Source organism: Streptomyces sp. NPDC008317, from assembly GCF_042955955.1.
In the GTDB taxonomy this organism is placed as follows: domain Bacteria; phylum Actinomycetota; class Actinomycetes; order Streptomycetales; family Streptomycetaceae; genus Actinacidiphila.
The window spans coordinates 739,269-764,163 of record NZ_JBIBFQ010000002.1 but is presented as its reverse complement, the minus strand read 5'-3'; the positions used below and the strand labels follow the sequence as shown (position 1 = coordinate 764,163).

Genomic DNA, 24,895 nt, shown 5'->3' with positions numbered 1-24,895 from the left:
AACGGGGCGTCCGGTACGCCGGGATACCCGCCCGGCATATGGCCGGATGCCCACTGGGCAGAAGAAGCACGAGGGGAAGGACGGCGCGGCGCTCTTCCGGACGGCCCTGACGTGCGGGACGCTCGTATGTACGCACAAGCAGGACGCACGAGCACGACGCGCCCTCAGACGCACCGCACGACGCACGAACAGAACGCACAAGCACCACGCACAAGCACCACGCACGCAGCACCGCACGACACGTACACGTACGCTCGCACACGTACCGATCGCCGACCCGCCTGGAGGGCCACCGTGGTGGACGCACACGAAACCTTCGTGATCGTCGGAGCAGGGCTCGCCGGGGCGAAGGCGGCCGAAACGCTCCGGGCCGAGGGTTTCACCGGCCGGGTGATACTGATCGGCGACGAGCGCGACCACCCCTATGAACGCCCGCCCCTGTCCAAGGGCTATCTGACCGGCGCCGACGAGCGCGACTCGGTCTTCGTGCAGAACACCTCCTGGTACGCCGAGCACGACATCGAGCTGCACCTGGGCCAGCCGGTCGTGCACCTGGACCCGGCCGCCAAATTCGTCCGCCTCGGCGACGGCACGACCCTGATGTACGACAAGCTGCTGCTCGCCACCGGCTCCGAGCCGCGCCGCTTGGACATCCCGGGCACCGACCTGGCCGGGGTGCACCACCTGCGCAGGCTCGCGCACGCCGACCGGCTCAAGCACGTGCTGACCAGCCTCGGCCGGGAGAACGGCCACCTGGTGGTGGCGGGCGCGGGCTGGATCGGCCTGGAGGTCGCCGCCGCGGCCCGCGGCTACGGCGCCGAGGTCACCGTCGTGGAGTCCGCGCCGACCCCGCTGCACTCGGTGCTCGGCCCCGAACTGGGCGCGGTCTTCACCGACCTGCACGCCGAGCACGGCGTCCGCTTCCACTTCGGCGCCCGGCTCACCGAGATCACCGGCCAGGACGGCATGGTGCTCGCCGCCCTCACCGATGACGGCGAGGAGCACCCGGCGCACGACGTGCTCGCCGCGATCGGCGCCGCCCCGCGCACCGCGCTGGCCGAGAGCGCGGGACTCGACCTGGTCGACCCGGCCGAGGGCGGCGGCATCGCCGTGGACGCCTCGCTGCGCACCTCGAACCCCGACATCTTCGCCGCGGGCGATGTCGCCAACGCCGAACACCCGCTGCTCGGCGGCCGGTTGCGCGTCGAGCACTGGGCGAACGCGCTGAACGGCGGCCCCGCCGCGGCCCGCGCCATGCTCGGCCGCCCGGTGTCGTACGACCGGGTTCCGTACTTCTTCTCCGACCAGTACGACCTGGGCATGGAGTTCTCGGGGAACGCGGCGCCCGGCTCGTACGACCAGGTGGTGTGCCGCGGCGATGTGGGCAAGCGGCAGTTCATCGCCTTCTGGCTGAACGAGGGGCGGGTGCTGGCGGGGATGAACGTCAATGTGTGGGACGTCACCGAGCCGATCCAGCAGCTCATCCGCTCCGGCCGCGCGGTCGACCCCGAGCGGCTGTCCGATCCGGCGGTGCCACTAACCTCGTTCCTGGACTGACCAGGAGCTTCCTTCCTGGACCGGCCGGACCGACCAGGAAGGGACACCCCGCCGTGCCCGTCACCCGTACCGCCGTCGTGCCCGTCGAGGAGATCTTCGCCCTGCGCTGGGCGGTGCTGCGGACTGGCCTGCCGCGCGAGACCGCCGTCTATCCGGAGGACTCGCGCGACGGCACGTTCCACATCGCCGCCTACGACGAGGAAGGCGCGGTACGGGGCTGCGCCACCTTCTTCCCCGAGCCGCTGTCGGGGGACGACGCCCTCGCGGACGCGGATACGGCCGGGGCGTCCGCGTACCGCTTCCGCGGGATGGGCAGCGCGCCCGAGGTCCGCGGCCAGGGGTTCGGCGGCGCGGCCCTGATCGCGGGCCTGCGCGAGGCCGCGGCCCGCGGCGCCGAACTGGCCTGGTGCAACGGCCGTACGTCCGCCGCCGGTTTCTACGAGCACTTCGGCTTCACGGCGATCGGCGAGGAATTCGTCGTGGAACCGATCGGCCCGCACTACGTGTTCGTCACCAAGGACCTCGCGCGGGGTCCCGCGTAGGCCGTCGCCCAGCGCCTCTCCGCCTGTCCCCGAACGCTACTTCGACAGGTAGAAGGCCAGCAGCCCCGACGCGTCCATGTCCAGCGCCGGCTCCGAGCTCTGCCACGACCGCACGTCGTCCACGTACCGGCTGCCGCGCCCGTTGAAGGCGCTGTACGGGTCCGCGCCGCCGGGCGGGCACGGCCGCATGCCGTCCAGGTAGTCGCCGAGGCCGTCGCTGAACTGCTCCGCGCCGTTGGGTCCGTTGACGATCGCACCCACCTCCAGCGGTCGTGAACCGGTCAGGCTCCCCGCGAGGTTGCCCAACTCGCCGGCCGTGCAGCGCGGGAAGGTCTGTCCCTGGCCGACCATGAAGGACGTGCCCCAGGCGTTCGCCCCCAGCAGCCAGTCGAGTTGCTGCACCGCGAAGCGGTCGAACGAGGTGTCGCCGGTCACCGAGCGGTACAGCCGCGTGGTGGCCGCGAGACCCAGCGTGTGGGAGTCCGCGTCGAAGTCGTCGTAGACCGCGCCCGCGTGGAACGGATCGGCCGCCGCCCGCCGTTGCCCGGAGGCGATCTGGCCCTTCACGTAACCGACCAGGTCGGCGTACGTCACCGCGAGGCCGCGCGGGTGCCCGGCCGCCCTGATCGCCCGCGCCAGGTCGAGGTCGGCGAGCGCGCTGGTGTCGTACATGTTCAGCGTGTCCGCGCCCGCCTCGCTCTGGTGCGCCTTCGCCCAACTCGCCGCCTGCTTCAGCCAGTCCGCGCCGCGCCGGTCGTGCAGCCGCTGCGCCGCCAGCGCCAACTCGGCCCCGCCGAAGGCCAGATCGTCCTTCCAGCTCGTCTCGGGGTAGTAGCCGTACGGCACGGTGGTGACGAGCGTGCCAGGGCGGGTGTCGGCCAGGCCGTAGATCTGCGCCGCGGTGTTCAGATACGCGCGGGCCTTGGCGGGCGCGGTGGCCGCGTACCGCTGGGCGGCGAGCGCGAAGTCGGCGGCGAGCCGGCCCGCCTGGTTGGGGCTGAGCTTCGCGCCGGGGGCGCCCGCCCTGAACACCGGGCGGTTCTTCAGGAACGGGTGCGCGGAGTCCTTGTCGTCCTTCTCCGGCAGCCGCCACACGTCGTGGTCGCCGACGACGCTGCCGCTGTCCGTACCGGAGCCGAGGCCGACCTGGATGTACAGCGTCTTCGTTGTGCCGTCCCACATCTTGTCGAGCCAGTCCAGGCCGTGCTGCGCCTCGCCGCCGAGGGCCGAGGCGGGGCCCGCGCCGGTCTGCCGGGCGGCGATCTGGAGCGCGGCGACGGCGTACGAGGTGGTCTCGGTGAACTTCAGGTAGTCGCCCGCGTCGAACCAGCCGCCGGAGACGTCCACCGGGGCCGCGCCCGCGATCTTCTTCGGGGCGGCCTTGATCGTGTCGCCGTCGGGGTCGGTGAACGACGGCCACGCGTAGACGGCGGCGTGCGCGTCGTTGAGATGCGACGGCTTGCGCCGCAGCTGCCCGGGGATCGTCCTCGCGCCGTCGCGCTGGGCCTGGAAGAAGGCGGTGGCGTCGGCGGCGGGACGGCCGAAGACGGCCTTCGCCGAGCCGATGGTGAAGGCGGGGGAGGAGGCGGTGGCGGTGCCGCCGACCACCAGCCGGTAGGTGCCGGGCGTGCGCACCGCGCTGAAGTCGATCAGGTAGACGGCCGGATACGCGCTGTTCCAGCGGCCCAGGCTCGCCCCCGTGCTGCCGTGCGCGACGACCCGGCCGCCGCGGCCGACCAGCTTCCACGACGTCTCGCCGACCGCGCTCTTGGCCAGCAGGAACGCTTCTTTGGCGCCGCTTCCCGCGTAGCCGACCTGGTTCACCCGGACCTCGCCGGTGGTCGCGGCCTGGGCGGTGTCCGCGCCGCCCGCCAGCGACAGCGCCGCCAGCACGGCGGTCGCGGTGACAGCCGTCGCCGCGGCGGTGGTCCATCTGCGGAGCGGCCTTCTGCGAAGCTCGGGCATGCGGCTGTGTCTCCCCACGACTTCGGAACCCCAATAGGAAAGGTTCCTAACGATTGGCGAAGCTAGTCCTCACCCCCGCCCGGGTCAAGACCTTCGTCGCCACCCACCGCCCGGCGCTCCGCTGTCCCACCAGCGCCGTAGACTTGCGCGAGTGGCGGGCAGGATCAGAGACGAAGACGTGAAGGCGGTACGGGACGCGGTCCCGATCGACGCCGTCGTCTCCGAATACCTCCAGCTCAAGAACGCCGGCGGCGGCAATCTCAAGGGCCTGTGCCCCTTCCACGACGAGAAATCCCCCTCCTTCCAGGTCAGCCCCTCCAAGGGCCTCTACCACTGCTTCGGCTGCGGGGAAGGCGGGGACACCCTCGCGTTCGTCATGAAGCTCGACCATCTGTCGTTCACCGAGGCCGTCGAGCGCTTGGCCGGGCAGGCCGGGATCACGCTGCGGTACGAGGAGGGCAGCCATGTCCCCGGGCGGCAGCAGGGCGAGCGGATCCGGCTGGTCGAGGCGCACAAGGCCGCCGCGCAGTTCTATGTGGAGCAACTGGGCGGGGCGGAGGCGGAGATCGGCCGGAGGTTCCTGGCCGAGCGCGGCTTCGACCAGGCGGCGGCGGAGCACTTCGGGGTGGGGTACGCGCCCGCCGGGTGGGACCACCTGGTGCGGTATCTGCGGGGGAAGGGCTTCACCGACAAGGAGCTGATCACCGCGGGACTGGCCTCCGAGAGCCGCAGGGGCGGGGCGATCGACCGCTTCAGGGGGCGGCTGATCTGGCCGATCCGGGACATCACCGGCGAGGTGATCGGCTTCGGCGCGCGCAAGCTGCGCGAGGACGACCAGGGCCCGAAGTACCTGAACACCTCCGAGACGCCGCTCTACAAGAAGTCCCAGGTGCTGTACGGCATCGACCTGGCCAAGAAGGAGATCGCCAAGACCGGGCGGGCGGTGGTCGTCGAGGGGTACACCGACGTGATGGCCTGCCATCTCGCCGGGGTCACCACGGCCATCGCCACCTGCGGCACCTCCTTCGGCGGCGACCACATCAAGATCCTGCGCCGGCTGCTGATGGACAATTCGACCGCCGAGGTGGTCTTCACCTTCGACGGCGACGAGGCGGGCCAGAAGGCCGCGCTGCGGGCGTTCGAGGACGACCAGAAATTCGCCGCCGAGACGTCGATCGCGATCACGCCCGGCGGGATGGACCCGTGCGAACTGCGGCTCGCCGAGGGCGACGCGGCCATCCAGCGGCTGATCGACGGCCGCACCCCGCTGTTCGCCTTCGCGCTGCGCTCCATCGTGTCCCGCTACAACCTGGACACCGACGAGGGCCGGGTGGCGGCCGTGGACGCGGGGGTCGCCGTGGTCGCCGCGATCAAGAACCAGGCGCTGCGCGACCGTTACGCGATCCGGCTGGTCGGCATGGCCGGGATCGGCACGCAGTCCGAGGAGCAGTCGATCATCCGCCGGGTCCGCGCGATGGCCAGGGCCCGCGCGGCGGGCGGCGGCAGCACCGACAACCGCCCGCAGTACGGCCGCCAGGGCCAGGGCGGTCCGTACGCGGGCGGCGACCGGCAGTCCTCCGGCGTCCCCGCGCAGAACGCGCCGCGCGGTCCCCGCCTGGACCTGCGCAGCCCCGCCCACCGCGTCGAGCGCGAGCTGCTCAAGCTCGCCCTCCAGTACCCGAAGCTGGTCTCCCCGGCCTTCGACGCGTACGGCGAGGACGAGTTCACCGGACCGCCCTACGCCGCCGTGCGCCGGGTGATCGCCGAGGCGGGCGGCGTCGAGGCGGCCGACGGCGACTATCTCGTACGGGTCCGCGAGGCCGCGCCCGACGACACCGTACGGATGATGGTCACCGAACTGGCCGTCGAGCCGGTGATGCACAAGTCGCCCGAGTTCTACGCGGGCGAGGTGCTGGTCCGGGTGCGGATCAACGCGGTGGAGCGGCGCGTGGCCCAGGTGCACGCCACGCAGGCGCGGTTCGCCGCCCAGGGCGTCCCGCAGGACTCGCCCGAGGTCACCGCGTCGCTGGGCGAGCTGTGGGCGCTCCAGCAGTACGGCCAGCGGCTGCGCGAACAGGGCGCGGCGGGGCTGTAGCCGCCGCGGGCGTACGCCTGGGCATATGCCTTGCGTCACCGCACGGACCTGAGCGGTGACCTTGTGTGAAAAAGGGAGCGCACGCCCCTCGTAGCGGAGCCGCGTCGTGGGCCACACTGGGTGACGGCGCCCAGGGCCTGTCCGGCAAGACGCGCTGCGAGCCCGAGGACGCGCTCACTTCTGGAGGTCGCTTCCGTGCAGACCCAGACCCAGATCCACACCCAGATCCAGACCCTCACGACCGCGGCCGAGGTGGTGGCGATGGAGCCCCAGGCGGAACCGCCAGGGAACCTCACGGGGTCGCGGGTGCCGGAGCAACGCGTGGTCACCGACGAGCGGGACGACGAGGACGCGGTGCCGGTACGGCCGCCGCGCGAGGAGTCCGCGGGCCCGTCCGCCGACCTCTTCCGGCAGTATCTGCGCGAGATCGGCCGTATCCCGCTGCTCACGGCGGCCGAAGAGGTGGACCTGGCCCGCCGGGTGGAGGCCGGACTCTTCGCCGAGGAGAAGCTCGGTGCCTTCCCCGACCTGGACTCGCAGCTCGCCGTCGACCTCGACCGCCTGGTGGTGCTCGGCCGGATGGCCAAGCGCCGCCTCATCGAGGCCAATCTGCGGCTGGTCGTCTCGGTCGCCAAGCGGTACATCGGCCGCGGCCTGACCATGCTCGACCTGGTCCAGGAGGGCAATCTCGGGCTGATCCGGGCGGTGGAGAAGTTCGACTACGCGCGCGGCTACAAGTTCTCGACGTACGCGACCTGGTGGATCCGCCAGGCGATGTCGCGGGCGCTGGCCGACCAGGCCAGGACGATACGGGTCCCCGTGCACGTGGTGGAGCTGATCAACCGGGTGGTGCGGGTGCAGCGGCGGCTGCTCCAGGAGCGCGGCTACGAGCCGAGCACCGAGGAGGTCGCCGCCCAGCTCGACCTGCCGGAGGAGCGGGTCAGCGAGGTGCTGCGGCTGGCCCAGGAGCCGGTGTCGCTGCACGCGCCGGTCGGCGAGGAGGAGGACGTCGCGCTCGGCGACCTCATCGAGGACGGCGACGCCGCCTCGCCCGTGGAGTCCGCGGCCTTCCTGCTGCTGCGCGAGCACCTGGAAGCGGTGCTGTCCACGCTCGGCGAGCGCGAGCGCAAGGTCGTCCAGCTCCGCTACGGCCTCGCCGACGGCCGCCCCCGCACCCTGGAGGAGATCGGCCGCATCTTCGGCGTGACCCGCGAACGCATCCGCCAGATCGAGTCCAAGACCCTCAACAAGCTCCGCGACCACGCCTTCGCCGACCAGCTCCGCGGCTACCTCGACTGAGCCCCCCAGGCGGCGGAGCCCCCCTCAGGCCCTAGCCGTCCCTGCGCAGCCGCGCCAGCGGCCTCGGCGCCACCACGAACCCCTCGGCGCGCGCGCTCGCCAGCCCGATCCGCGGCAGGTGCGCGCTCTTGGCGAAGAGCAGGAAGCGCGGCTCCCAGATGGGCCGGTACTTGGCGTTCGCGCGGTACAGCGACTCCAGTTGCCACCAGCGGGAGAAGAACATCAGGGCCGAGCGCCACAGCCGCAGCACCGGGCCCGCGCCCAGCCGGGCGCCGTCCTCGAACACCGACCGGAACATCGCGAAGTTGAGCGACACCCGCTCCACGCCGACGTCGGCGGCGCGTTCGATCAGGTCGAGGACCATGAACTCGACCAGGCCGTTCTCGCTGTCCCGGTCGCGCCGCATCAAGTCCAGCGACAGCCCCTTCGGGCCCCACGGCACAAAGCTGAGCAGCGCCTTCAACTCGCCCTCGCCGTCGAGGCATTCGATCATCACGCAGTCGCCGTCGGCCGGGTCGCCGAGCCTGCCGAGCGCCATCGAGAAGCCGCGCTCGGTGGCGCCGTCCCGCCAGCGGTCCGCCGCCTCGATCAGCGCGGCCGTCTCGTCGGCCGGGATGTCGCGGTGCCGCCGGATACGGGTGGTGTAACCGGCGCGCCGCACCCGGTTGTACGCCTGCCGCACGCCGCGCATCGCCCGGCCGTCCAGGGTGAACTCGTCGGTCTCCACGATGGCTTCGTCGCCCAGTTCCAGCGCGTCCAGGCCGTGCCGGGCGTAGACGGTGCCGCCCTCCTCGCTGGCGCCCATCACCGCGGGGATCCAGGCGTGGTCGCGGGTCTCCACCAGCCAGGCGTCGATGGCGCCCGGCCATGCCTCGACGTCGCCGATCGGGTCGCCGGAGGCCAGGGCCACACCGCCGACCACGCGGTAGGCGACGGCGGCCTTGCCGCTGGGCGAGAAGATGACGGACTTGTCGCGGCGCAGCGCGAAGTAGCCGAGCGAGTCGCGGGCGCCGTGCCGGGCGAGCAGTTCGCGCAGCCGGTCCTCGTCGTCGCGGCTCTGGAGGTCCCGGCCGCGCGGGGAGCGGAAGAGCGCGTAGAGCACGGCGAGCAGCAGGCCGAGGCCCGCCAGGTTGAGGCCGCTGCTGACCCACGGGCTGATGTGCAGATTCGGCTCGATGTCGGAGTCGCGGCTCAGCGTCGTGAGCCGCAGCGCCACGTACCAGACGCGGTCGCCGACGCTGGCGCGCTCCGGGCCGACGGCCGTGACCAGGGTCGTGCCGACCAGGACCGACAGCAGCGCGCCGACGCCGAGGACGGCGAGCGCGAGCTGCGGGTTGGTGCGGTCGCCCTTGCCGTGGAATTCGCGGCGGCCGAGCGCGCCGAAGCACAGCACGGTCAAAGTGAGCGCGGTGGAGACCCAGTTGAACGGGTGCCGCCGCAGGTCGTCGTAGCACAGCGCCCACACCGACAGGGCCGCGTAGCCGCCGCACAGCGCCATGAAGACGATCCAGGCCACGCGCTTGTGGCGGGCCAGCATCATGGCCATGAAGAGCGTCGCGGCGGCCGAGCCGAAGCCCGCGAAGAGCATGAACGGCGTGAACAGCTCACCGGTGTTGTGGTTCGACATCTCCTGACGGATCGTCAGGGATACGGCGGACAGCAGATCGACGACGCCGATCACCCGCAGGTACCAGATCGGCACCCGCGCGCTGCGCCGCGCCAGCGTCGAGGTCTCGCGCCGCGCGGGGCAGCGCACCGGGTCGGAACCGCCCGGTCGCCCCTGCCGCGGCCCCTCGCCCGTACTCGTACCCGTACCCGTACCCGAATCCGTGCTCGTACCCATACGGGTACTCGTACCCGCCCGCGTGCCGGTACCCGCGACCGACGCCGCGGTGGTGGCGCTGCTCATCACTTCTGCCCTTCCGGAGGTACGGCGGCACAGGCTACCAACGCCGCGCGCCGCCGTACCCGCTGGCTCCTCGGGTTTTCCGGCCCCCCGCTCCGGCCGGTCGGCCGGGACGGAACACCCGTCCCGGCCGGCCCTCGTACCTCAGTCGACCTCCGCCACGGCCTGCGCGAACTGCGCCGCGTACAGCCGCGCGTACGCGCCCTTGGCCGCCAACAGCTCCTCGTGCGTGCCCTGTTCGACGATCGCGCCGGACTCCATCACCAAGATGACGTCGGCGTCGCGGATCGTGGACAGCCGGTGCGCGATCACGAAGCTGGTACGGCCGTGGCTGAGCTTGGCCATCGCCCGCTGGATCAGCACCTCGGTACGGGTGTCGACGGAGCTGGTCGCCTCGTCCAGTACCAGGATCGTCGGATCGGACAGGAACGCCCGCGCGATGGTGATGAGTTGTTTCTCACCCGCGCTGACCCCCGCGCCCTCGTCGTCGATCACCGTGTCGTAGCCCTCGGGCAGCGTGCGGATGAAGCGGTCCGCGTGCGCGGCGCGCGCCGCCTCCTCGATCTGCTCGGCGGTCGCCCCCTCGCTGCCGTAGCCGATGTTCTCCGCGATCGTGCCGCCGAACAGCCAGGTGTCCTGGAGGACCATGCCGATCGAGGAGCGCAGCTCCTCGCGGGAGAGCGTGGCCACATCGGTGCCGTCCAGGGTGATCCGGCCGCCGGACACCTCGTAGAACCGCATCAGCAGATTGACCAGCGTGGTCTTGCCCGCGCCGGTCGGGCCGACGATCGCGACGGTGTGGCCCGGCTCCACCTTCAGCGACAGGTGGTCGATCAGCGGCTTGTCCGGGTCGTAGCGGAAGCTCACGTCCTCCAGCGCTACCCGGCCCCGCACCGGCACCCGGGGGACGTCCCGCTTCGCCGGCTCCGCCGACTGCTCCTCGGCGTCGAGGAGTTCGAAGACCCGCTCGGCCGACGCGATGCCGGACTGGATCAGGTTCGACATGCTCGCCACCTGCGTCAGCGGCTGGCTGAACTGCCGCGAGTACTGCACGAACGCCTGGACGTCACCGATGGACAGCGCGCCCGACGCGACCCGCAGGCCACCGACGACGGCCACCAGCACGTAGTTCAGATTGCCGATGAACATCATCATCGGCTGGATCGTGCCGGAGATGAACTGCGCCTTGAAGCCCGAGCGGTACAGCGCCTCGTTCTGCTCCTCGAAGGCCGCCGCCGACTCCTCCGCGCGCCCGAAGACCTTCACCAGCGAGTGGCCGGTGTACATCTCCTCGATGTGCGCGTTGAGCTTGCCGGTGGTCTTCCACTGCTGGATGAACTGCGGCTGCGCGCGCTTGCCCACCCGCGTGGCCACCAGCAGCGTCACCGGCACGGTGACCAGCGCGATCAGCGCCAGCAGCCAGGAGATCCAGAACATCATGGCCAGCACGCCCACGATGGTCAGCAGCGAGTTCACCAGCTGGCCCATGGTCTGCTGCATCGTCTGGCCGATGTTGTCGATGTCGTTGGTGGCCCGGCTCAGCACCTCGCCGCGCGGCTGCCGGTCGAAGTACGACAGCGGCAGCTTCGCCAGCTTGTCCTCGACGTCGGAGCGCATCCGGAACATCGCCCGGTTGATCACCTTGGTCGCGGTGCGCATCTGGAAGACGCTGAAGACGGCCGCGGCCACGTACACCGCGAGGACCACCAGCAGCACCTTGCCGATGGCGTCGAAGTCCATGCCCTGGCCCGGCGTGAAACCGATGCCCTTGAGCATGTCGGCGACCCGGCCGTCACCGTGCGCGCGCAGCGCGTCGAGCGCCTGCTGCTTGGTGCCGCCGGGGAACCGCCGTCCGATCACCCCGGCGAAGATCAGGTCGGTGGCGTGACCGAGGATGCGCGGCCCGGTCACGGCGAGCGCGACGCTCGCCGTGCCGAGGACCAGCACCAGGCAGAGCAGGAAACGGTCGGGACGCATCAGACCCAGCAGCCGCTTCAGCGACCCGCCGAAGTCCATCGGCTTCTCGACCGGGCCGCCGCTCATGAAGCGCGCGGGCCCGCCCATCGGCCGCGGCGGGCGCTGCGCGGCGGCGGGCTTGTGCTCGTCGTCGCTCATCAGGCGGCCTCGGCTTCCGTGAGCTGGGACAGGACGATCTCCCGGTAGGTCTCGTTGTCGGTCATCAGCTCGGTGTGCGTGCCGGTGCCGACGACCCGGCCCTCGTCCAGGACGACGATCCGGTCCGCGTCACGGATGGTGGACACCCGCTGGGCGACGATCAGCACGGTCGCGGCGGCGGTCTCGTGCAGCAGCGCGCGGCGCAGCGCCGCGTCCGTCGCGTAGTCCAGCGCCGAGAAGGAGTCGTCGAAGAGGTAGATCTCCGGCTTGCGGACCAGGACCCGCGCGATGGCCAGGCGCTGCCGCTGCCCGCCGGAGACATTGCTGCCGCCCTGCGCGATGGGCGCGTCGAGCCCGCCGTCGAGCCGCTCCACGAAGTCCTTGGCCTGCGCCACCTCCAGCGCGTGCCACAGCTCCTCGTCGGTGGCGTCCGGTTTGCCGTACCGCAGGTTGGTCGCGACGGTGCCGGAGAACAGATACGGCTTCTGCGGTACGAGGCCGACGGTCTCGGCCAGCAGCGCGGGGGCCAGCTCCGCGACGTCCTCGCCGTCGACCAGCACCCGGCCGCCCGTCGCGTCGTACAGCCGCGGGATCAGGCCGAGCAGCGTCGACTTGCCGCTGCCGGTGGAGCCGATGATCGCGGTCACCTCACCGGGCCTGGCGACCAGGTCGACCCCGCGCAGGACGGCCGCCTCCGCGCCGGGGTAGGCGAACTCCACGCCGGTCAGCTCCAGGTCGCCGTGGCGGCGCAGGGTCAGCACGGGCGCGGTCGGCGGGACGACGCTGGACTCGGTGCCCAGCACCTCCTCGATGCGCTCGGCGCAGACCTCGGCGCGCGGCACCATCATGAACATGAAGGTGGCCATCATGACCGACATCAGGATCTGCATCAGATAGCTCAGGAACGCCGTCAGGGCGCCGATCTGCATCCCGCCGCTGTCGATGCGGTGCGCGCCGAACCACAGCACGGCGACGCTGGAGATGTTCACCACGCCCATCACCAGCGGGAACATCAGCGCCATCAGCTTTCCGGTGGCCAGCGACACATCGGTCAGACTGTCGTTGGCCTCGGCGAAGCGGCGCTGCTCGTAGTCGTCCTTGACGAAGGCGCGGATCACGCGGATGCCGGTGATCTGCTCGCGCAGCACCCGGTTCACGGTGTCCACGCGGGTCTGCATCGTGCGGAACAGCGGGCGCATCCTGCGGATGATCAGGCTGATCACGATGCCGAGCAGCGGCACCACGGCCAGCAGCAGCGACGACAGCGGCACGTCCTGGCCGAGCGCCATGATGATGCCGCCGACGCACATGATCGGCGCGGACACCATCAGCGTGAACGTCAGCAGCACCAGCATCTGCACCTGCTGCACGTCATTGGTGGTGCGGGTGATCAGCGACGGCGCCCCGAACTGCCCGACCTCGCGGGCCGAGAAGCTCTGCACCCGGTCGAAGACCGACGCGCGGATGTCACGGCCGACCGCCATCGAGGTCCGGGCGCCGAAGAAGACCGCGCCGATCGCGCAGCAGACCTGGACGACGGTCACCCCGATCATGACGCCGCCCAGCCCCACGATGTAGCCGGTGTCGCCCTTCACCACCCCGTTGTCGATGATGTCGGCGTTGAGCGTGGGCAGGTAGAGCGTGGCTATGGTCTGGACGAGTTGGAGCAGTACCAAGAGACCGATGGGTCGCTTGTACGGGCCCAGGTGGGCCCGCAGGAGTCTGATCAGCACACTGAAACCTCGGTGTCGGCGGTACGGGCGCCGCGTACCCGGCGGGACGTACGCAGGCGGCGGAAGGCGCGTACGGAGACGCAGCGCGGGGGAGGGGACGTTGCCCCGGCCCGCCGAGCTTTGCCCGCCCTTTGCCCGTCTTGATCGGCGGAGGATCTTATCTTCCGACACCGCCGGGCCGCATGGGATTAAAGCGAGGCAAAGGCCCCCGGGTGAGTCTGCTCGCGCACCGCGACGTACTGCTGACGCACCGCTGACCCCACGGCCGAGTCGTCGCCCGGCTCCAGCAGTTGCGTGGCCGCCTCGGCCCACGGCGGCGGCTCGGTCTGCGACTGCGAGCCGAGCACCGCGCCCAGCGACCAGGCGGCCTGCCGCGCCGCGCCCAGCGCCGCGTACTCGGCGGCCGGCGGGACGACGACCTGCGTGCCGAACAGCGCGGGCGCGATGGCGCGCACCGCGGGCAGCTCGCCCGCCGCGCCCAGCAGGAACACCCGGCGCACCTCGACGCCCTTGTTGCGCAGCACGTCCAGCACGTCCGTCAGCCCGCACAGCATGCCCTCGAAGGCGGCCCGCGCCAGGTGCTCCGGCTTCATCGAGTCGCGCCGCAGCCCGGCCAGCGTCCCCGCGGTGTGCGGCAGATCGGGCGTCCGCTCGCCCTCCAGATACGGCAGCAGCACCAGTCCGTACGCGCCGGGCGTGGACTGGAGCGCCAGTTCGGACAGCCCGGCCAGGTCGGTGCCCAGCAGATCGGCGGTGCCGCGCAGCGTACGGACGGCGTTGCGCACCTGCACCACGGGCAGATGGCGGCCGGTCGCATCGGCGAAGGCGGTGACCGTACCCGTCGGGTCCTTCAGCGCCTCGTGGTGCACGGCGAAGACGGTGCCCGCCGCGCCCAGGGAGACCACCGCGTCGCCGGGGCCGAGGCCCAGGCCCAGGGCGGCGGCCATGTTGTCGCCGGTGCCCGCGGAGATCAGCAGGCCCTCGGGGGTCTGTCCCGCGGGCTCGGCGGGGGCCAGTACGTCGGGGAGCGCCACCTGGTGGCCGAGCGCCCGCTCGACCAGATCCGTGCGGTACTCGCCGGTGGCCGCCGACCAGTAGCCGGTGCCCGAGGCGTCGCCGCGGTCGGTCGTACGGCGCGCGGGCCGCCCCAGCAACTGCCACACCAGCCAGTCGTGCGGGAGCATCACCTGCGCTATGCGCGTGGCCGTCTGCGGTTCGTGCTGCGCGATCCAGCGCAGCTTCGCCACCGGATACGCGGCCTGCGGCACCGAGCCGACCGCCTCGGCCCACCCGGCCGCCCCGCCCAGCTCGTCGGTGAGGTCCACGGCCTGCGCCTGCGCCCGCTTGTCGCCGCGCAACAGGGCTGGGCGTACGGCCACCCCGCCCGCGTCCAGGGCCAGCAGCCCGTGCTGCTGCCCGGAGATGCCTATCGCCTGCACCCCTTCGAGGACGCCGTCCTTGGCCGCCTCGCCCAGCGACAGCAGCCACGCCTGCGGGTCGATCTCGGTCGGCTTCTCGCCGTCGTCCAGAGGGTGCGGCGCATGGCCCTGCCTGAGTACCGCCCCGGTCTCGCTGTCGCACACGACGACGGTCGTACCGGTGGTGGAGCTGTCTATGCCCGCGACTTTCCCCATGGACGAGATGATGCCCCACGGGGGGCGGGTGCGGGGTGACAGCTGTGCATCAGGTTGCGTCAGGTGTTCGAGAAACGGGCGGGGTGCGGGCGGGATGCGGGCGGGGATGCCCATCCTCAGGTGTTGGAGGTGCCCCAGTCGTCCTCGGGCGGCGCGCTGCGGTCGCGCAGTGCCTTCACCCGCTCGGTCACCGACTCCGGCAGCCGGTCGCCGACCTTCGCCGTCACCGTGTCCGCGGCCTTCACCGCGGCGTTCCTGCCGGTCTGCGCGGCGCTCTCCGCCGCGTTGCGCACCGCCGGGTTCTGCGCGACGCGCTGCGCGCTCTTGCGCAACTGCTCGTACCGCTCGCGCCCGGCGCGCGCGCCGAGCACATAGCCGACGACGGCTCCACTGATGAACGTCAGCCGGTAGCGCATGGGCTCCACCCTCTTTCCGTCGGACACGTCAGGCATAGGACAAGTCGGGCCAAGGTGCCGTGTGCTGCGCGCCTACCCTGTGCACCCGGGTGACAACCCTGGCGCAACTGGTTGGCGGAGCACCCCCTCACTTGCGCTAATGTATGTGTCGCAGCGAACGCGCGCCGTCCGGGGACACCCTGACGAGTGCATTCGGTGCACGCAGAGCGATCCCCTGTAGCTCAATTGGCAGAGCAGCCGGCTGTTAACCGGCAGGTTACTGGTTCGAGTCCAGTCGGGGGAGCTCGGTCCCCTGTAGCTCAATTGGCAGAGCAGCCGGCTGTTAACCGGCAGGTTACTGGTTCGAGTCCAGTCGGGGGAGCGCCGGATCAGGACCCCGTTGGGGTCCTTTTTCATGTCCCGGGGAACCAACTCCCCGCCCCCGCGAGTCCACCCAATGACGCGTCTGTGACCCGCGAGGGCGACAGATCGTATGAGCAGCTATGCTGCGGCAGACGGCGCGCGAGGCGCACCGTACGGGGCGGTAGCTCAGCCGGTTAGAGCAGCGGACTCATAATCCGTCGGTCGTGGGTTCGAGTCCCACCCGCCCCACCCTGCGCCGTGCCGCGAAGCCGGCACATCGCGGACGGTCTCCGGGGGCGGCGATCATGGTGCCGACACCCCCCGCGCGAGCATCCGTCCGAGTGGCGTCCGCGGCACGTCCTTGACGGGGCCGGGTGAGGTCGCCCTGGCGGCCTCGTGGCACAACTCGGCGGGGGACAGGGCTGATCGGCGTGAGACCGCGCGGCGCGGCCCCGCTTTCCGCGTGCGTGGGGCGCGGGTCAGGCCGGCCAGGTGCCGGTGAGCCGCCGGGTGGCGGTGGCGCCGCTCCGGCTGACCGCCGCCTTCACGACGGCGAAGATCAGCCCGTGCAGCGCGGCCGCGATCAGGACCTCCTTCCAGGCGCGCTCCTCGTCCAGCGCGTCCGGGGTGTCGTCGTCGTGCCCGACCACCTTCCACATCTGCTTGAAGGCGGCTCCGGCCAACGCGCCACTGGCCACGCTGAGCAGGAGACCGACCGGGCGGTAGACGATCTTCGCTGCGTTCACTTGCGGCCCCTCTTCCAGCGGACGGTGAAGAACACCACGGCGGCGCCGATCGCCGCGGCGACGGCCGCGCCGGGGCGGCGCTTGACGGCGTCGGCGGCCTGCTGGGTCTTCTCGGCCAGGGGCTCGGGGGTCTTCTCGCTGACCTTGGCGGCCACCGCCGCGGTGCCCTCAGCGATCTTGGCCGAGGCGGCGGCGGCCTTCTCCCGCACCGGTTCTGGCGTCTTGTCCCGGACCAGCGCGCCGACTTCGGCCGCCTTCGCCCGGGCCGAGGCCGACGCGTCGGCCGCCGTGTCCTGAGCGGTGTCCTGGGCCTCGTCCTTCGTGGTCTGGGCGCGGTCCTTCAGCTCGGTGACCTTGCTCTGGACCTTGTCCTTGACCTCGGCGGCCTTGTCGCCGACCTTGTCCTTAACCTCGGCGGCCTTGTCCTTCGCCTGGGCGGCCTTGTCGCCGACCTCGTCCTTGATGTCGGCGGCCTTGTCCTTGGCGCGGGCCTTTACGTCGGCCTTGGCGGCCAGTTCCTCCACCGTCTCGCCGAGCTGCTCACGGGTGCTCTCCACCTGGGCGCGCAGTTCCTCGGGGGTGGACGGGTCCTTCTCGTCATGCGGGTCGATGGTCATCGCTTCGTCTTTTCCTTGATGGTGGCGACATCGGCCTTGACACCGGCGATCGCCTGCTCGGGAGCCGGCGGCGTCGCGCGGCTCACTTCCTTCTTCCCCGCCAGCGCCAGCGTGGCGGCGAGCGCCAGCAGCGCCACCGCGACGATCAGCGCCGACAGCCACACCGAGAACGTGAGGGCGAGCGCCGCGACCGCCGTGGCGGCCAGCGCCTCCAGACCGATGAAGGCCAGCAGCCCCGCACCGCCGAACAGCCCGCCGCCCATGCCGAACCGTTTGCCCTTCTGGGCCATCTCGGCCTGGGCGAGCCGCATTTCCTCGCGCACGAGCTGCGACATCTGCTGTGTCGCGCGCGACACCAGCTCACCGACCGACGGCTCGCCCGAGCCGTCCGCCGCTCCGGAGCCGTCCCCTGCCGCCCGAGTTCCGACGGGATCCATCACCACTCACCGGTCCTTCCGTCTCCTATGCGCCCGGCTACCCGGGCCGGACGGGCGCACACGCGCTTCGGCAGGCGGCCGCGTGCCGGGCACATCGGTTCGGCTCAGGCGGGGGACGTACGGGGAAGGCGCGGGCACCCTCAGGCGAAGGTGTTCTTGTAGAAGAGGCTCGCGTCGAAGCTGGGGTCGGTCGTGGTGCCGGTCTTGCCGGAGAAGCCGAAGGCGAGGCGGGGCTGGCCGTCGGCCACCCAGATCGCGCAGCCCTGCGGCTCGCGGCCCGGGATCGTCGCCCCCGCGGTGGTGTGGAAGACCTCGCCGTGCTCGCCCCCGGCGTGGTTCATGCTCACGGCGGCGAGGTAGGACGGGCCGCCCGACCCGCCGTAGAGGAGGTAGGCGTACTCGCCGTACAGGGTGACGCCCTGGAAGGCGGCGTCGTCCGGGATCTTCAGTTGGGCGTTGGTGGGCAGCGCGCGTTCGGCCTTCCTGTCGTCCTGGGAGAGCCGTCCCGCCACCGCGTCCGCCAGCGGGAAGACCACCAGCCGCCAGGGGTTGGGTGAGGTGGACTGGGTGGCGTAGCGGACCAGCAGCATGTTGTTGACGGGGTCGATCGCGGGGCGCGGCAGGCCCGCGTAGGTGTTGATGGTGGGCGTACGGTCCTGGATCGGGATCACCGACGGGTTGCCGTAGGTGAGGGTGATGCCCTCGGTGTAACGGAACCGGGTGAGCCGGTAGCCGCTGTCCTCGTACGCCCCCTTGGCGACGTTGTAGTTGTCGCCCTCGATCCACAGGTACGGCGCGGAACCGGCGCCGGTGGGTTCGACGGCCATCGAGGAGCCGTGGCCGAACTGGTGCAGGGCCATGGTGCCGAGCACGTTGCCCGCCAGGTCGGTGCGGACGATCCAGATGTCGCCGTAGTGGATGTGCGCCTTTGACGGGTCCCCGTCGTCGGAGTCGTTCTCGTTGTCCCCGGGGCGGTGCTGGGCGAAGTAGATGTGGCCGTTGACGTTGTCGTAGGCGAAGGACTGCATGGCCCAGGACGTCTCGTGCAGCCGCTTGCGCCAGAACACCTGGTCCCCGCCGCCCTCCAGCGAGAAGGGCGCGGTGACCGGCAGGTCGGCGGCGGCCGGTCCCGCGGCGGCGAGGACTCCGGCCGCGCCGAGCGCCCCGGCGGCCGTGAGGCCCGCCCCCGCACGCAGCAGCCCCCGGCGGCTGGGTCCGGTTCCGGCGCTGTGCGTGACGTGTTCGGCGGGCATGACGGCCACGCTCCTCGGCTTCGCACCCCGTCACGCGGCACGACGGACCCCGTGGTCGGCGTACCGAACGCGTGACGAGTGGATGAGGCCCCGACGCTAGGCCGGGCCCCGGCGGCCGACAAGACCGCGACCGCCCCCGGTCCGGCCGCCGTTGTCCTCCGGCCCGGCAAGCGGAGTACGGCCCGGCGCCGCCGCCTCATGCGGGCCCCCGCAGGTCCGGTTCGGGCTCGCGAGGCCGGGGCGGCCATGATCCGGAACGCCGTCCCGGCGGAACGTAAAAACCTGGCCAACGACCTCCGTGTCCGCGCGGCTCACCCGCCCTGGCCTCGGTGCCCCTGCCGGGCCGCCGCCGACCGAAGGCTGACCGGCGCTGAGAGGCGCCGACCGGGGGCGCGGAGGGGCCGGCCGTGTGTCTGCCCCGGAGTGGGATGGATTACACCCGGGGGGTCCGGGGGATGGGCTCGGCGTATACCGGGCGTTTATCGGATCGTGGATATGTTTGCGCCCATGCCCAGCACGCCTCCGGCTCCCGATTCCGCGTTCGCCGACGCGGCCGAGCTCAATGCCCGGATACGTCGGCTCAGCGCGGGTCGCACCTCATGGACCCCGGACGAGCTGACGGAACTGGCCCGCCTCCAGGCGGAGTGGCAGCTCGCGGTGGAAGGCGAGTCGGAACAGGTCTGACCCCGGACCGCGGCGGTACGGGGCCGTACCCGTACGGGACGTACCCGTACGTGACTCCCTGACTACGCCGTCGCGCCGCGCTCGCCCAGCGACGACAGCAGCTGGAGCTTCTCGTAGGAGTCGGTGCCGGGGGTGGCGGTGAAGACCAGGAGGGTCTGGGACTGGGCGGGGTCCTGGAGGACCTGGCAGTGCAGGTGGAGGATACCGACCTCGGGGTGACGGATCCGTTTGAGGTCGTCGGGGTGGCGGACGCCGATCTCGTGGGCGCTCCAGAGGGTGGCGAATTCGGGGCTCACGGCGAGCAGGGCGTCGACGAGGGCGGCGGCCCGCGAGCCGGGACCCTGGCGGGAGAGCGTCTCGCGCAGCCCGGCGGTGAAGATCCGGCTGTGGGTGGGGTGGTCGGCCTCGGGGTAGATGCGGCGGGTGACGGGGTCGGTGAACCAGCGGTAGCCGAAGCTGCGGGCCATCCCGGTGTGCCCGGTCTCGTCGCCCAGCAGGGCGAGCGCCATCCGGGTCTGCGTCAGCGTCTCGCCGAGATCCGTCATGACCTGCGCGGGAGTGTCGTCCAGGCGCCCGAGAATCCGCATCAGACCGGGGCTGACGTGGTCGCTGCCCGATCCGCGCTCCGGGGCGCTGTGCCCCGCCATCCGGAAGAGGTGGTCGCGCTCGTCGAGCGAGAGATGCAGGCCGCGCGCGATGGCGCCCAGCATCGGCGCGGACGGCTGCGGGCCGCGGGCCTGCTCGATCCGGCTGTAGTAGTCGGTCGACATGCCGGACAGCGCGGCGACCTCCTCGCGCCGCAGCCCCCGCGTTCGCCGCCGCGGCCCGCGCGGCAGCCCCACGTCCTCGGGTTGCAGCGCCTCACGCCGGGTGCGCAGGAAGTCCGCCAGCTGTTCTCGGTCCATGACCCCAGTCTCTCGCCTGTCCGGTCGCGGTCTTCCGCCTGTACGTCCCCGGTCTTCCGCCTGTCCGGTCCCGGTCTCCCGCCTGTACGTCCGCGCCCTCCCGCCTGTACGTCCGCGCCCTCCCGCCTGTACGTCCGCGCCCTCCCGCCCGTACGGCCACGGCTTCCCCCCGTACGTCCGCGGCTCAGCTCTCGGCGGCCACGCCGTCCGGGAAGCGCACCCCGGCCAGCTCCTCCGACACCTGCCAGACCCGCCGCGCCTCCTCCTCGCTCCGCGCCGACCGGTACAGCGGCTGCTCCACCACGGGGCCGGTCAGATGCCCGAGGCCGCCGGGGCCGTAGAAGGCGCCGCCGACCGCCCCCGGCGCGGTCGCCGCGTACAGCACCGGCCGCAGCCCGTCGTCGACGGTCTGCACGAACAGCCCGAGCCTGGACTGCCAGCGGAAGGCGCGGTCCATCCAGGTCGTCCGCTTCGCGCGGCCCAGATTCGGCCCGGCCGTCTGGAGATTGGTCGAGGTCAGGCCCGGATGCGCGAGGGTGCTGGTGATGCCCCAGCCGCCCGCGACGCTGCGCCGGTGCAGTTCCAGGCCGAACATCAGCACCGCCAGCTTCGACTGGCTGTAGACCTTCATCGGCGCGTAGCCGCGCTCCGCCTGGAGGTCGTCCCAGGCCAGCGCCCCCTGGCGGGCGCCGATGCTCGACTGGGTCGCCACCCGCGCGCCGCCCGCGGCGCGCAGCAGCGGGAGCAGATGCGCGGTCAGCGCGAAGTGCCCGAGGTGATTCGTCGCGAACTGCAACTCCAGGCCGTCCGCGGAGGTCTGCCGGGTCGCCGGGGTCATCACCGCCGCGTTGTTGACGAGGATGTCGACCGGCCTGCCCTCGGCGACCAGCGTCCGGCCGAGCGCGGCGACCGACTCCAACGACGCCAGGTCCAGCTCCCGCGTCGACACCCGCGCGCCGGGCACCTCGGCCCGGATCCGCTCCACGGCCGCCGCGCCCTTCGCCGCGTTCCGCACCGGCAGCACGACCTCCGCGCCCGCCCGCGCCAGCCGCCCGCCGAGCCCCCGCCCGATCCCGTCGCTCCCGCCCGTGACGACGGCGAGTTTTCCGCTGAGATCGGGCACCGCGGTGTCCAGTGCGTTCTTACGTGTCATGACGGTTCGCTCCTGACGGTGAGTGGGGGCGGGCGATGCCGCATTCGCGGGGGCGGGCGAGCGCTTTCCAGCGGAGGGGGAGGAGGGGGGAGGAACACAGAGGGACGGCGTGCGGATACGTATCCCGTGCGGCGGGCGAGGGAACCGCCAGGTCGGAGGAGCAACCCGCCCGGCTGGAACGGGAACCCGCCGGATCAGAGTGGGAACCCGCCGGGTCAGAGCAGGAACCCGCCCGACGCCTCGATCCGCTGTCCCGTGACCCACCCGGTCCCGTCGGACAGCACCGCGGCGATCACCCCGCCGATGTCCTCGGCGGTCCCGACCCGGCCGAGCGCGGCCTGGCCGGAGAGCGCGGCCCTGACGCCTTCGTCGTCCCGCATGAAGCCCCCGCCGAAGTCGGTGCCGGTGGGGCCGGGCGCGACGGCGTTCGCGGTGATGCCGCGCGGGCCCAGCTCCTTGGCCAGATAGCGGGTGAACACCTCCACGGCGCCCTTCATCGACGCGTACGCCGACAGTCCCTCGCTGGTGAAGCGGGTCAGCCCGGTGGAGAGGTTGACGATCCGGCCGCCGTCGGCGAGCAGCGGGACCAGCCGCTGGGTGAGGAAGTACACGCCCTTGAAGTGGACGTTCAGCATCGTGTCGAAGCCCTCCTCGGTGGCTTCGAGGAAGGGTTCCGTCACGGCGGAGCCCGCGTTGTTGACGAGGTAGTCGAAGTCCGACCGCCCCCAGCCCTCCTTGAGCAGCCGCCGCACCTCGTCGGCGAAGTCCGTGAATCCGGCGGTCCGCGCGGTGTCCAGGCGGAGCGCGTACGCGGTGCGGCCGAGCGCCCTCGCCTCGGCGACCACGGCCGCCGCCTCGTCCTCGTGCGACCGGAAGGTGATGATCGGATCGACGCCGTCCGCGGCGAGCCGCAGCGCGGTGGCGCGGCCGAGCCCGCGGTTGGCGCCGGTGACGATCGCGATCCTGGCCGGTGCGGCGCTGTCCGTGGTCGTGCCGGTGGTCGTGTCCGTGTGCGTGGTCATGACTCCAGCGTGGGCGGCGGCGACGGCCGGATGAAGGCCCCACTTGTCCAGGGATCGCCGATCCCACCTTGAGCGGGGAGCGGCCCGCGCGGCCCGCGCACATCCGGTGTCACCTGGTGTCACCTGGTGTCCTTTTTACCCAATACGGAACCGGAGCATAGAGACTTCGCGGGCCCCGATCCGCAGGATAGGTATGCCTAAGTCAGGCCAGGCACACCTAAGCACGGGTCCGGGAGGACGAACATCGATGTGGGACGACGCGTTTCCGAGCTTCCTGATCGGACTCAGGGAAGGTCTCGAAGCCGGGCTGATCGTCTCGATCCTTGTGGCCACCCTGGTGCGCGGCGACGCCAAGTCCCGGCTCCCGCAGGTGTGGACGGGCGTCCTGGCCGCCATCGCCCTGTCGATGAGCTTCGGGGCGGTCCTCACCTTCACCGCCGCGAATCTGTCGGCGACCGCGCAGGAGGCGTTCGGCGGCACGCTCAGCGTCGTGGCCGTCGCCTTCGTCACCGCGATGGTCTTCTGGATGCGCCGCTCGGCCCGCAATCTGTCCGGTGAGATCCGGGAGAAGGTGACGGCCGCGCTCGCCATGGGCGGCGGCATGCTGATCCTCACCTCCTTCCTCGCGGTCGGCCGCGAGGGCCTGGAGACCGCGCTCTTCCTGTGGACCACCGCCCGCGCCGCGGGGGAGTCCGGCGGCCCGCTGGCCGGCGCCGCGATCGGCCTGGTGCTGGCCGCGGGGCTCTGCTGGGGCCTGTACCGGCGGGTGCTCAAGATCAATCTGAGCCGCTTCTTCACCGCGACTGGCGCCGTCCTGATCGTCATCGCCTCGGGCGTCCTCGGCTACGGCCTGCGCGACCTCCAGGAGGGCGGCGTGATCGCCGGGAAGACGGCGTACGCCTTCGACCTCAGCGCGCACATCGACGCCGGTTCCTGGTACGCCGCCCTCCTCCAGGGCGTCCTCAACCTCACCCCGGCCATGACCTGGCTCCAGGTCGCCGCCTACGTCGGCTACCTCGCGATCGTCATGACGCTGTTCGTACGCGGCCTGCGCAAGCCCGCGCCCGCGCCCGTATCCAAGAAGGCGGCCGAGGCACCGGCGGCCGAGGCACCGACGGCCGAGCCGACGGCGGCGGAGACGGCGCCCGCTTCCGCACCGGCCCCCGCCGCCGCACCGGCCCCCGCTTCCGCACCGGACCCCGCCCCTGTGCCCGCTGTCACGGCGGCGCCCGCCCGCACCCGCTCCCGTCCCGTATGGCTGCTCCCGGCCGCCGTCGTCGCGATCCCCGCCGTGATCGGCGGCCTGGTCGTGGCCTTCGGCGACGGCAAGCCCGCGGGAGCGCAGACCGTCGCCGTCTCGCCGACCGAGTGCGGCAAGGGCTTCAGCGCCCCCCAGCCCGGCCGCCGGACCTTCTCGATGCGCAACACCGGCGACAAGGCGTCCGAGGTCTATCTGATCAACCCCGCCACCAACGCCGTCTACGGCGAGATCGAGGGCCTGGCCCCCGGCACCACCCGCGACCTGGTCGCCACCGTCGGCAGCGGCGAATACGCCTGGCGCTGCGTGCCGACCAGCGGCAAGGCGGTCACCTCGGCGTCCGTACGGGTCTCCGGCGGCAGCACCACCAAGGCCGTCCTGCCGCTGGCCGCGTCCGAACTCCAGCCGCCGCTCGCGTCGTACCGCGCCTATGTGAACAGCGGGCTCGGCACGCTGGTCGGCCAGACCGGCACACTGACGGCCGACCTCGCGGCGGGCGACCTCACCGCGGCGCGCGCCGACTGGCTCACCGCGCACGACACGTACTCCGCGCTCGGCGCCGCCTACGGGACCTTCGCCGACTTCGACGCGAAGATCAACGGCCGCAAGGACGGGCTGCCGGGCGGCGAGAAGGACCCGTCCTTCACCGGCTTCCACCGCATCGAGTACGGGCTGTGGCACGGCGAGTCCGCGGCCTCGCTCAGGCCGCTCGCCGTCCGGCTCGGCGCCGACGTGGCGGGCCTGCGCAAGGCGTTCCCCACGCAGGACTTCGACCCGTCCGACCTGCCGCTGCGCAGCCACGAGATCCTGGAGAACACCCTCCAGTTCGAGCTGACCGGCGACACCGACGAGGGCAGCGGGACGAATCTGGCGACCGCGAACGCCAACCTGGCCGGTACGAAAGAGCTGTTGACGGTGCTGCGGCCGCTGATCACCCGGCGGGACCCGCGGCAACTGGCCCTGATCGACGCGGACATCGCCCGCCTTCAGAGGCTGCTCGACGGCGCGCACAAGGGCGCCGCCTGGACCCCGGTCGGCTCGCTCGACGCGGCGGCCCGCGCGACGATCGACGGCGCGACCGGTCAGCTCCTGGAAGACCTCGCGCCCGTCCCCGACCTGCTCGAAATCCGGAAGTCCGCATGAGGCGCGAGGACCGTACGGCGCCAGGACCCGAACAACTCCCCGAAGGGAAGCAGCAGATGCCCGCCGACTCCAC

General features: G+C 72.0%; 19 protein-coding genes and 3 tRNA genes. 9 read left to right on the top strand and 13 right to left on the bottom strand.

Annotated elements, in window-relative coordinates; translation table 11 throughout:
- Window positions 1–294: 294 nt before the first annotated feature.
- Complete coding sequence (locus ACFY9V_RS08410; protein ID WP_355344716.1) at window positions 295–1,557, top strand: FAD-dependent oxidoreductase; 1,263 nt, start codon at window positions 295–297, stop codon at window positions 1,555–1,557.
- Window positions 1,558–1,610: 53 nt separating this feature from the next.
- Window positions 1,611–2,099: a GNAT family N-acetyltransferase gene (locus tag ACFY9V_RS08405; protein WP_355344719.1), complete on the top strand. Its 489-nt coding sequence runs from the start codon at window positions 1,611–1,613 to the stop codon at window positions 2,097–2,099.
- A gap of 36 nt (window positions 2,100–2,135) precedes the next feature.
- Here the strand turns inward: ACFY9V_RS08405 and ACFY9V_RS08400 are convergent, their stop codons facing one another.
- Window positions 2,136–4,064, bottom strand: coding sequence for a glycoside hydrolase family 9 protein (locus ACFY9V_RS08400; protein WP_391160219.1), 1,929 nt, complete (start codon window positions 4,062–4,064; stop codon window positions 2,136–2,138).
- 151 nt (window positions 4,065–4,215) lie between these two features.
- Here ACFY9V_RS08400 and dnaG point away from each other — a divergent pair, with 151 nt between their 5' ends.
- Together dnaG and ACFY9V_RS08390 are read left to right on the top strand one after the other, a co-directional pair.
- Complete coding sequence (gene dnaG, locus ACFY9V_RS08395; protein ID WP_355344725.1) at window positions 4,216–6,159, top strand: DNA primase; 1,944 nt, start codon at window positions 4,216–4,218, stop codon at window positions 6,157–6,159.
- A gap of 120 nt (window positions 6,160–6,279) precedes the next feature.
- On the top strand, window positions 6,280–7,458 hold the full coding sequence (locus ACFY9V_RS08390; RefSeq protein ID WP_391160217.1) for a sigma-70 family RNA polymerase sigma factor: 1,179 nt from the start codon (window positions 6,280–6,282) through the stop codon (window positions 7,456–7,458).
- 31 nt (window positions 7,459–7,489) lie between these two features.
- Here the strand turns inward: ACFY9V_RS08390 and ACFY9V_RS08385 are convergent, their stop codons facing one another.
- The 5 genes from ACFY9V_RS08385 to ACFY9V_RS08365 all read right to left on the bottom strand — a co-directional run bounded on the left by ACFY9V_RS08385 (window position 7,490) and on the right by ACFY9V_RS08365 (window position 15,262).
- Complete coding sequence (locus ACFY9V_RS08385) at window positions 7,490–9,301, bottom strand: phosphatidylglycerol lysyltransferase domain-containing protein (protein ID WP_391160606.1); 1,812 nt, start codon at window positions 9,299–9,301, stop codon at window positions 7,490–7,492.
- A 207-nt stretch (window positions 9,302–9,508) separates the two neighbouring features.
- Window positions 9,509–11,428 carry an ABC transporter ATP-binding protein gene (locus tag ACFY9V_RS08380; RefSeq protein ID WP_355344858.1) on the bottom strand — a complete coding sequence of 640 codons (1,920 nt, stop codon included), beginning with the start codon at window positions 11,426–11,428 and terminating at the stop codon, window positions 9,509–9,511.
- A 50-nt stretch (window positions 11,429–11,478) separates the two neighbouring features.
- Complete coding sequence (locus tag ACFY9V_RS08375; RefSeq protein ID WP_355344731.1) at window positions 11,479–13,212, bottom strand: ABC transporter ATP-binding protein; 1,734 nt, start codon at window positions 13,210–13,212, stop codon at window positions 11,479–11,481.
- Between the two features lie 188 nt (window positions 13,213–13,400).
- On the bottom strand, window positions 13,401–14,846 hold the full coding sequence (locus tag ACFY9V_RS08370; RefSeq protein ID WP_391160215.1) for an FGGY family carbohydrate kinase: 1,446 nt from the start codon (window positions 14,844–14,846) through the stop codon (window positions 13,401–13,403).
- A 116-nt stretch (window positions 14,847–14,962) separates the two neighbouring features.
- On the bottom strand, window positions 14,963–15,262 hold the full coding sequence (locus ACFY9V_RS08365; RefSeq protein ID WP_355344861.1) for a YtxH domain-containing protein: 300 nt from the start codon (window positions 15,260–15,262) through the stop codon (window positions 14,963–14,965).
- A gap of 210 nt (window positions 15,263–15,472) precedes the next feature.
- Here ACFY9V_RS08365 and ACFY9V_RS08360 point away from each other — a divergent pair.
- From ACFY9V_RS08360 to ACFY9V_RS08350, 3 genes are all read left to right on the top strand, one after another.
- Window positions 15,473–15,545, top strand: a tRNA-Asn gene (locus ACFY9V_RS08360).
- A 5-nt stretch (window positions 15,546–15,550) separates the two neighbouring features.
- Window positions 15,551–15,623 (top strand) — tRNA-Asn (locus ACFY9V_RS08355).
- A 156-nt stretch (window positions 15,624–15,779) separates the two neighbouring features.
- Window positions 15,780–15,853 (top strand) — tRNA-Ile (locus ACFY9V_RS08350).
- Between the two features lie 230 nt (window positions 15,854–16,083).
- On the opposite strand, the gene ACFY9V_RS08345 is transcribed toward ACFY9V_RS08350, so the two are convergent.
- The 4 genes from ACFY9V_RS08345 to ACFY9V_RS08330 all read right to left on the bottom strand — a co-directional run bounded on the left by ACFY9V_RS08345 (window position 16,084) and on the right by ACFY9V_RS08330 (window position 18,657).
- Window positions 16,084–16,350 carry a DUF4235 domain-containing protein gene (locus ACFY9V_RS08345; RefSeq protein ID WP_391047392.1) on the bottom strand — a complete coding sequence of 89 codons (267 nt, stop codon included), beginning with the start codon at window positions 16,348–16,350 and terminating at the stop codon, window positions 16,084–16,086.
- Window positions 16,347–16,967: a DUF3618 domain-containing protein gene (locus tag ACFY9V_RS08340; RefSeq protein ID WP_391160213.1), complete on the bottom strand. Its 621-nt coding sequence runs from the start codon at window positions 16,965–16,967 to the stop codon at window positions 16,347–16,349. Before ACFY9V_RS08340 ends, ACFY9V_RS08345 begins: the two co-directional genes overlap by 4 nt.
- Complete coding sequence (locus tag ACFY9V_RS08335) at window positions 16,964–17,404, bottom strand: phage holin family protein (RefSeq protein ID WP_355344864.1); 441 nt, start codon at window positions 17,402–17,404, stop codon at window positions 16,964–16,966. Before ACFY9V_RS08335 ends, ACFY9V_RS08340 begins: the two co-directional genes overlap by 4 nt.
- Window positions 17,405–17,544: 140 nt before the next feature.
- On the bottom strand, window positions 17,545–18,657 hold the full coding sequence (locus ACFY9V_RS08330) for a hypothetical protein (RefSeq protein WP_391160211.1): 1,113 nt from the start codon (window positions 18,655–18,657) through the stop codon (window positions 17,545–17,547).
- Between the two features lie 507 nt (window positions 18,658–19,164).
- Here ACFY9V_RS08330 and ACFY9V_RS08325 point away from each other — a divergent pair.
- Window positions 19,165–19,341 (top strand): hypothetical protein, encoded by a 177-nt coding sequence (locus ACFY9V_RS08325; protein WP_355344748.1) that lies wholly within the window; start codon window positions 19,165–19,167, stop codon window positions 19,339–19,341.
- 62 nt (window positions 19,342–19,403) lie between these two features.
- Here ACFY9V_RS08325 and ACFY9V_RS08320 read toward each other — a convergent pair whose 3' ends face one another.
- From ACFY9V_RS08320 to ACFY9V_RS08310, 3 genes are all read right to left on the bottom strand, one after another.
- Complete coding sequence (locus ACFY9V_RS08320) at window positions 19,404–20,246, bottom strand: helix-turn-helix transcriptional regulator (protein ID WP_355344751.1); 843 nt, start codon at window positions 20,244–20,246, stop codon at window positions 19,404–19,406.
- 184 nt (window positions 20,247–20,430) lie between these two features.
- Window positions 20,431–21,399: an SDR family oxidoreductase gene (locus ACFY9V_RS08315; RefSeq protein WP_391160210.1), complete on the bottom strand. Its 969-nt coding sequence runs from the start codon at window positions 21,397–21,399 to the stop codon at window positions 20,431–20,433.
- A 215-nt stretch (window positions 21,400–21,614) separates the two neighbouring features.
- Window positions 21,615–22,421 (bottom strand): SDR family oxidoreductase, encoded by an 807-nt coding sequence (locus ACFY9V_RS08310; protein ID WP_391160207.1) that lies wholly within the window; start codon window positions 22,419–22,421, stop codon window positions 21,615–21,617.
- Window positions 22,422–22,668: 247 nt separating this feature from the next.
- Between ACFY9V_RS08310 and efeU the strand changes: the two genes are divergently transcribed.
- A complete protein-coding gene (efeU, locus tag ACFY9V_RS08305) occupies window positions 22,669–24,822 on the top strand; it encodes an iron uptake transporter permease EfeU (protein WP_391160204.1) in 2,154 nt (717 codons plus the stop codon).
- Window positions 24,823–24,895: the final 73 nt, after the last annotated feature.

Coding starts and splice junctions, on each gene's coding strand:
- ACFY9V_RS08400 (WP_391160219.1), bottom strand. CDS start 4,064: ATGCCCGAGCTTCGCAGAAGGCCGCTCCGCAGATGGACCACCGCCGCG.
- ACFY9V_RS08385 (WP_391160606.1), bottom strand. CDS start 9,301: ATGGGTACGAGCACGGATTCGGGTACGGGTACGGGTACGAGTACGGGC.
- ACFY9V_RS08380 (WP_355344858.1), bottom strand. CDS start 11,428: ATGGGCGGGCCCGCGCGCTTCATGAGCGGCGGCCCGGTCGAGAAGCCG.
- ACFY9V_RS08370 (WP_391160215.1), bottom strand. CDS start 14,846: ATGGGGAAAGTCGCGGGCATAGACAGCTCCACCACCGGTACGACCGTC.
- ACFY9V_RS08365 (WP_355344861.1), bottom strand. CDS start 15,262: ATGCGCTACCGGCTGACGTTCATCAGTGGAGCCGTCGTCGGCTATGTG.
- ACFY9V_RS08340 (WP_391160213.1), bottom strand. CDS start 16,967: ATGACCATCGACCCGCATGACGAGAAGGACCCGTCCACCCCCGAGGAA.
- ACFY9V_RS08335 (WP_355344864.1), bottom strand. CDS start 17,404: ATGGATCCCGTCGGAACTCGGGCGGCAGGGGACGGCTCCGGAGCGGCG.
- ACFY9V_RS08330 (WP_391160211.1), bottom strand. CDS start 18,657: ATGCCCGCCGAACACGTCACGCACAGCGCCGGAACCGGACCCAGCCGC.
- ACFY9V_RS08325 (WP_355344748.1), top strand. CDS start 19,165: ATGCCCAGCACGCCTCCGGCTCCCGATTCCGCGTTCGCCGACGCGGCC.
- ACFY9V_RS08320 (WP_355344751.1), bottom strand. CDS start 20,246: ATGGACCGAGAACAGCTGGCGGACTTCCTGCGCACCCGGCGTGAGGCG.
- ACFY9V_RS08315 (WP_391160210.1), bottom strand. CDS start 21,399: ATGACACGTAAGAACGCACTGGACACCGCGGTGCCCGATCTCAGCGGA.
- ACFY9V_RS08310 (WP_391160207.1), bottom strand. CDS start 22,421: ATGACCACGCACACGGACACGACCACCGGCACGACCACGGACAGCGCC.
- efeU (WP_391160204.1), top strand. CDS start 22,669: ATGTGGGACGACGCGTTTCCGAGCTTCCTGATCGGACTCAGGGAAGGT.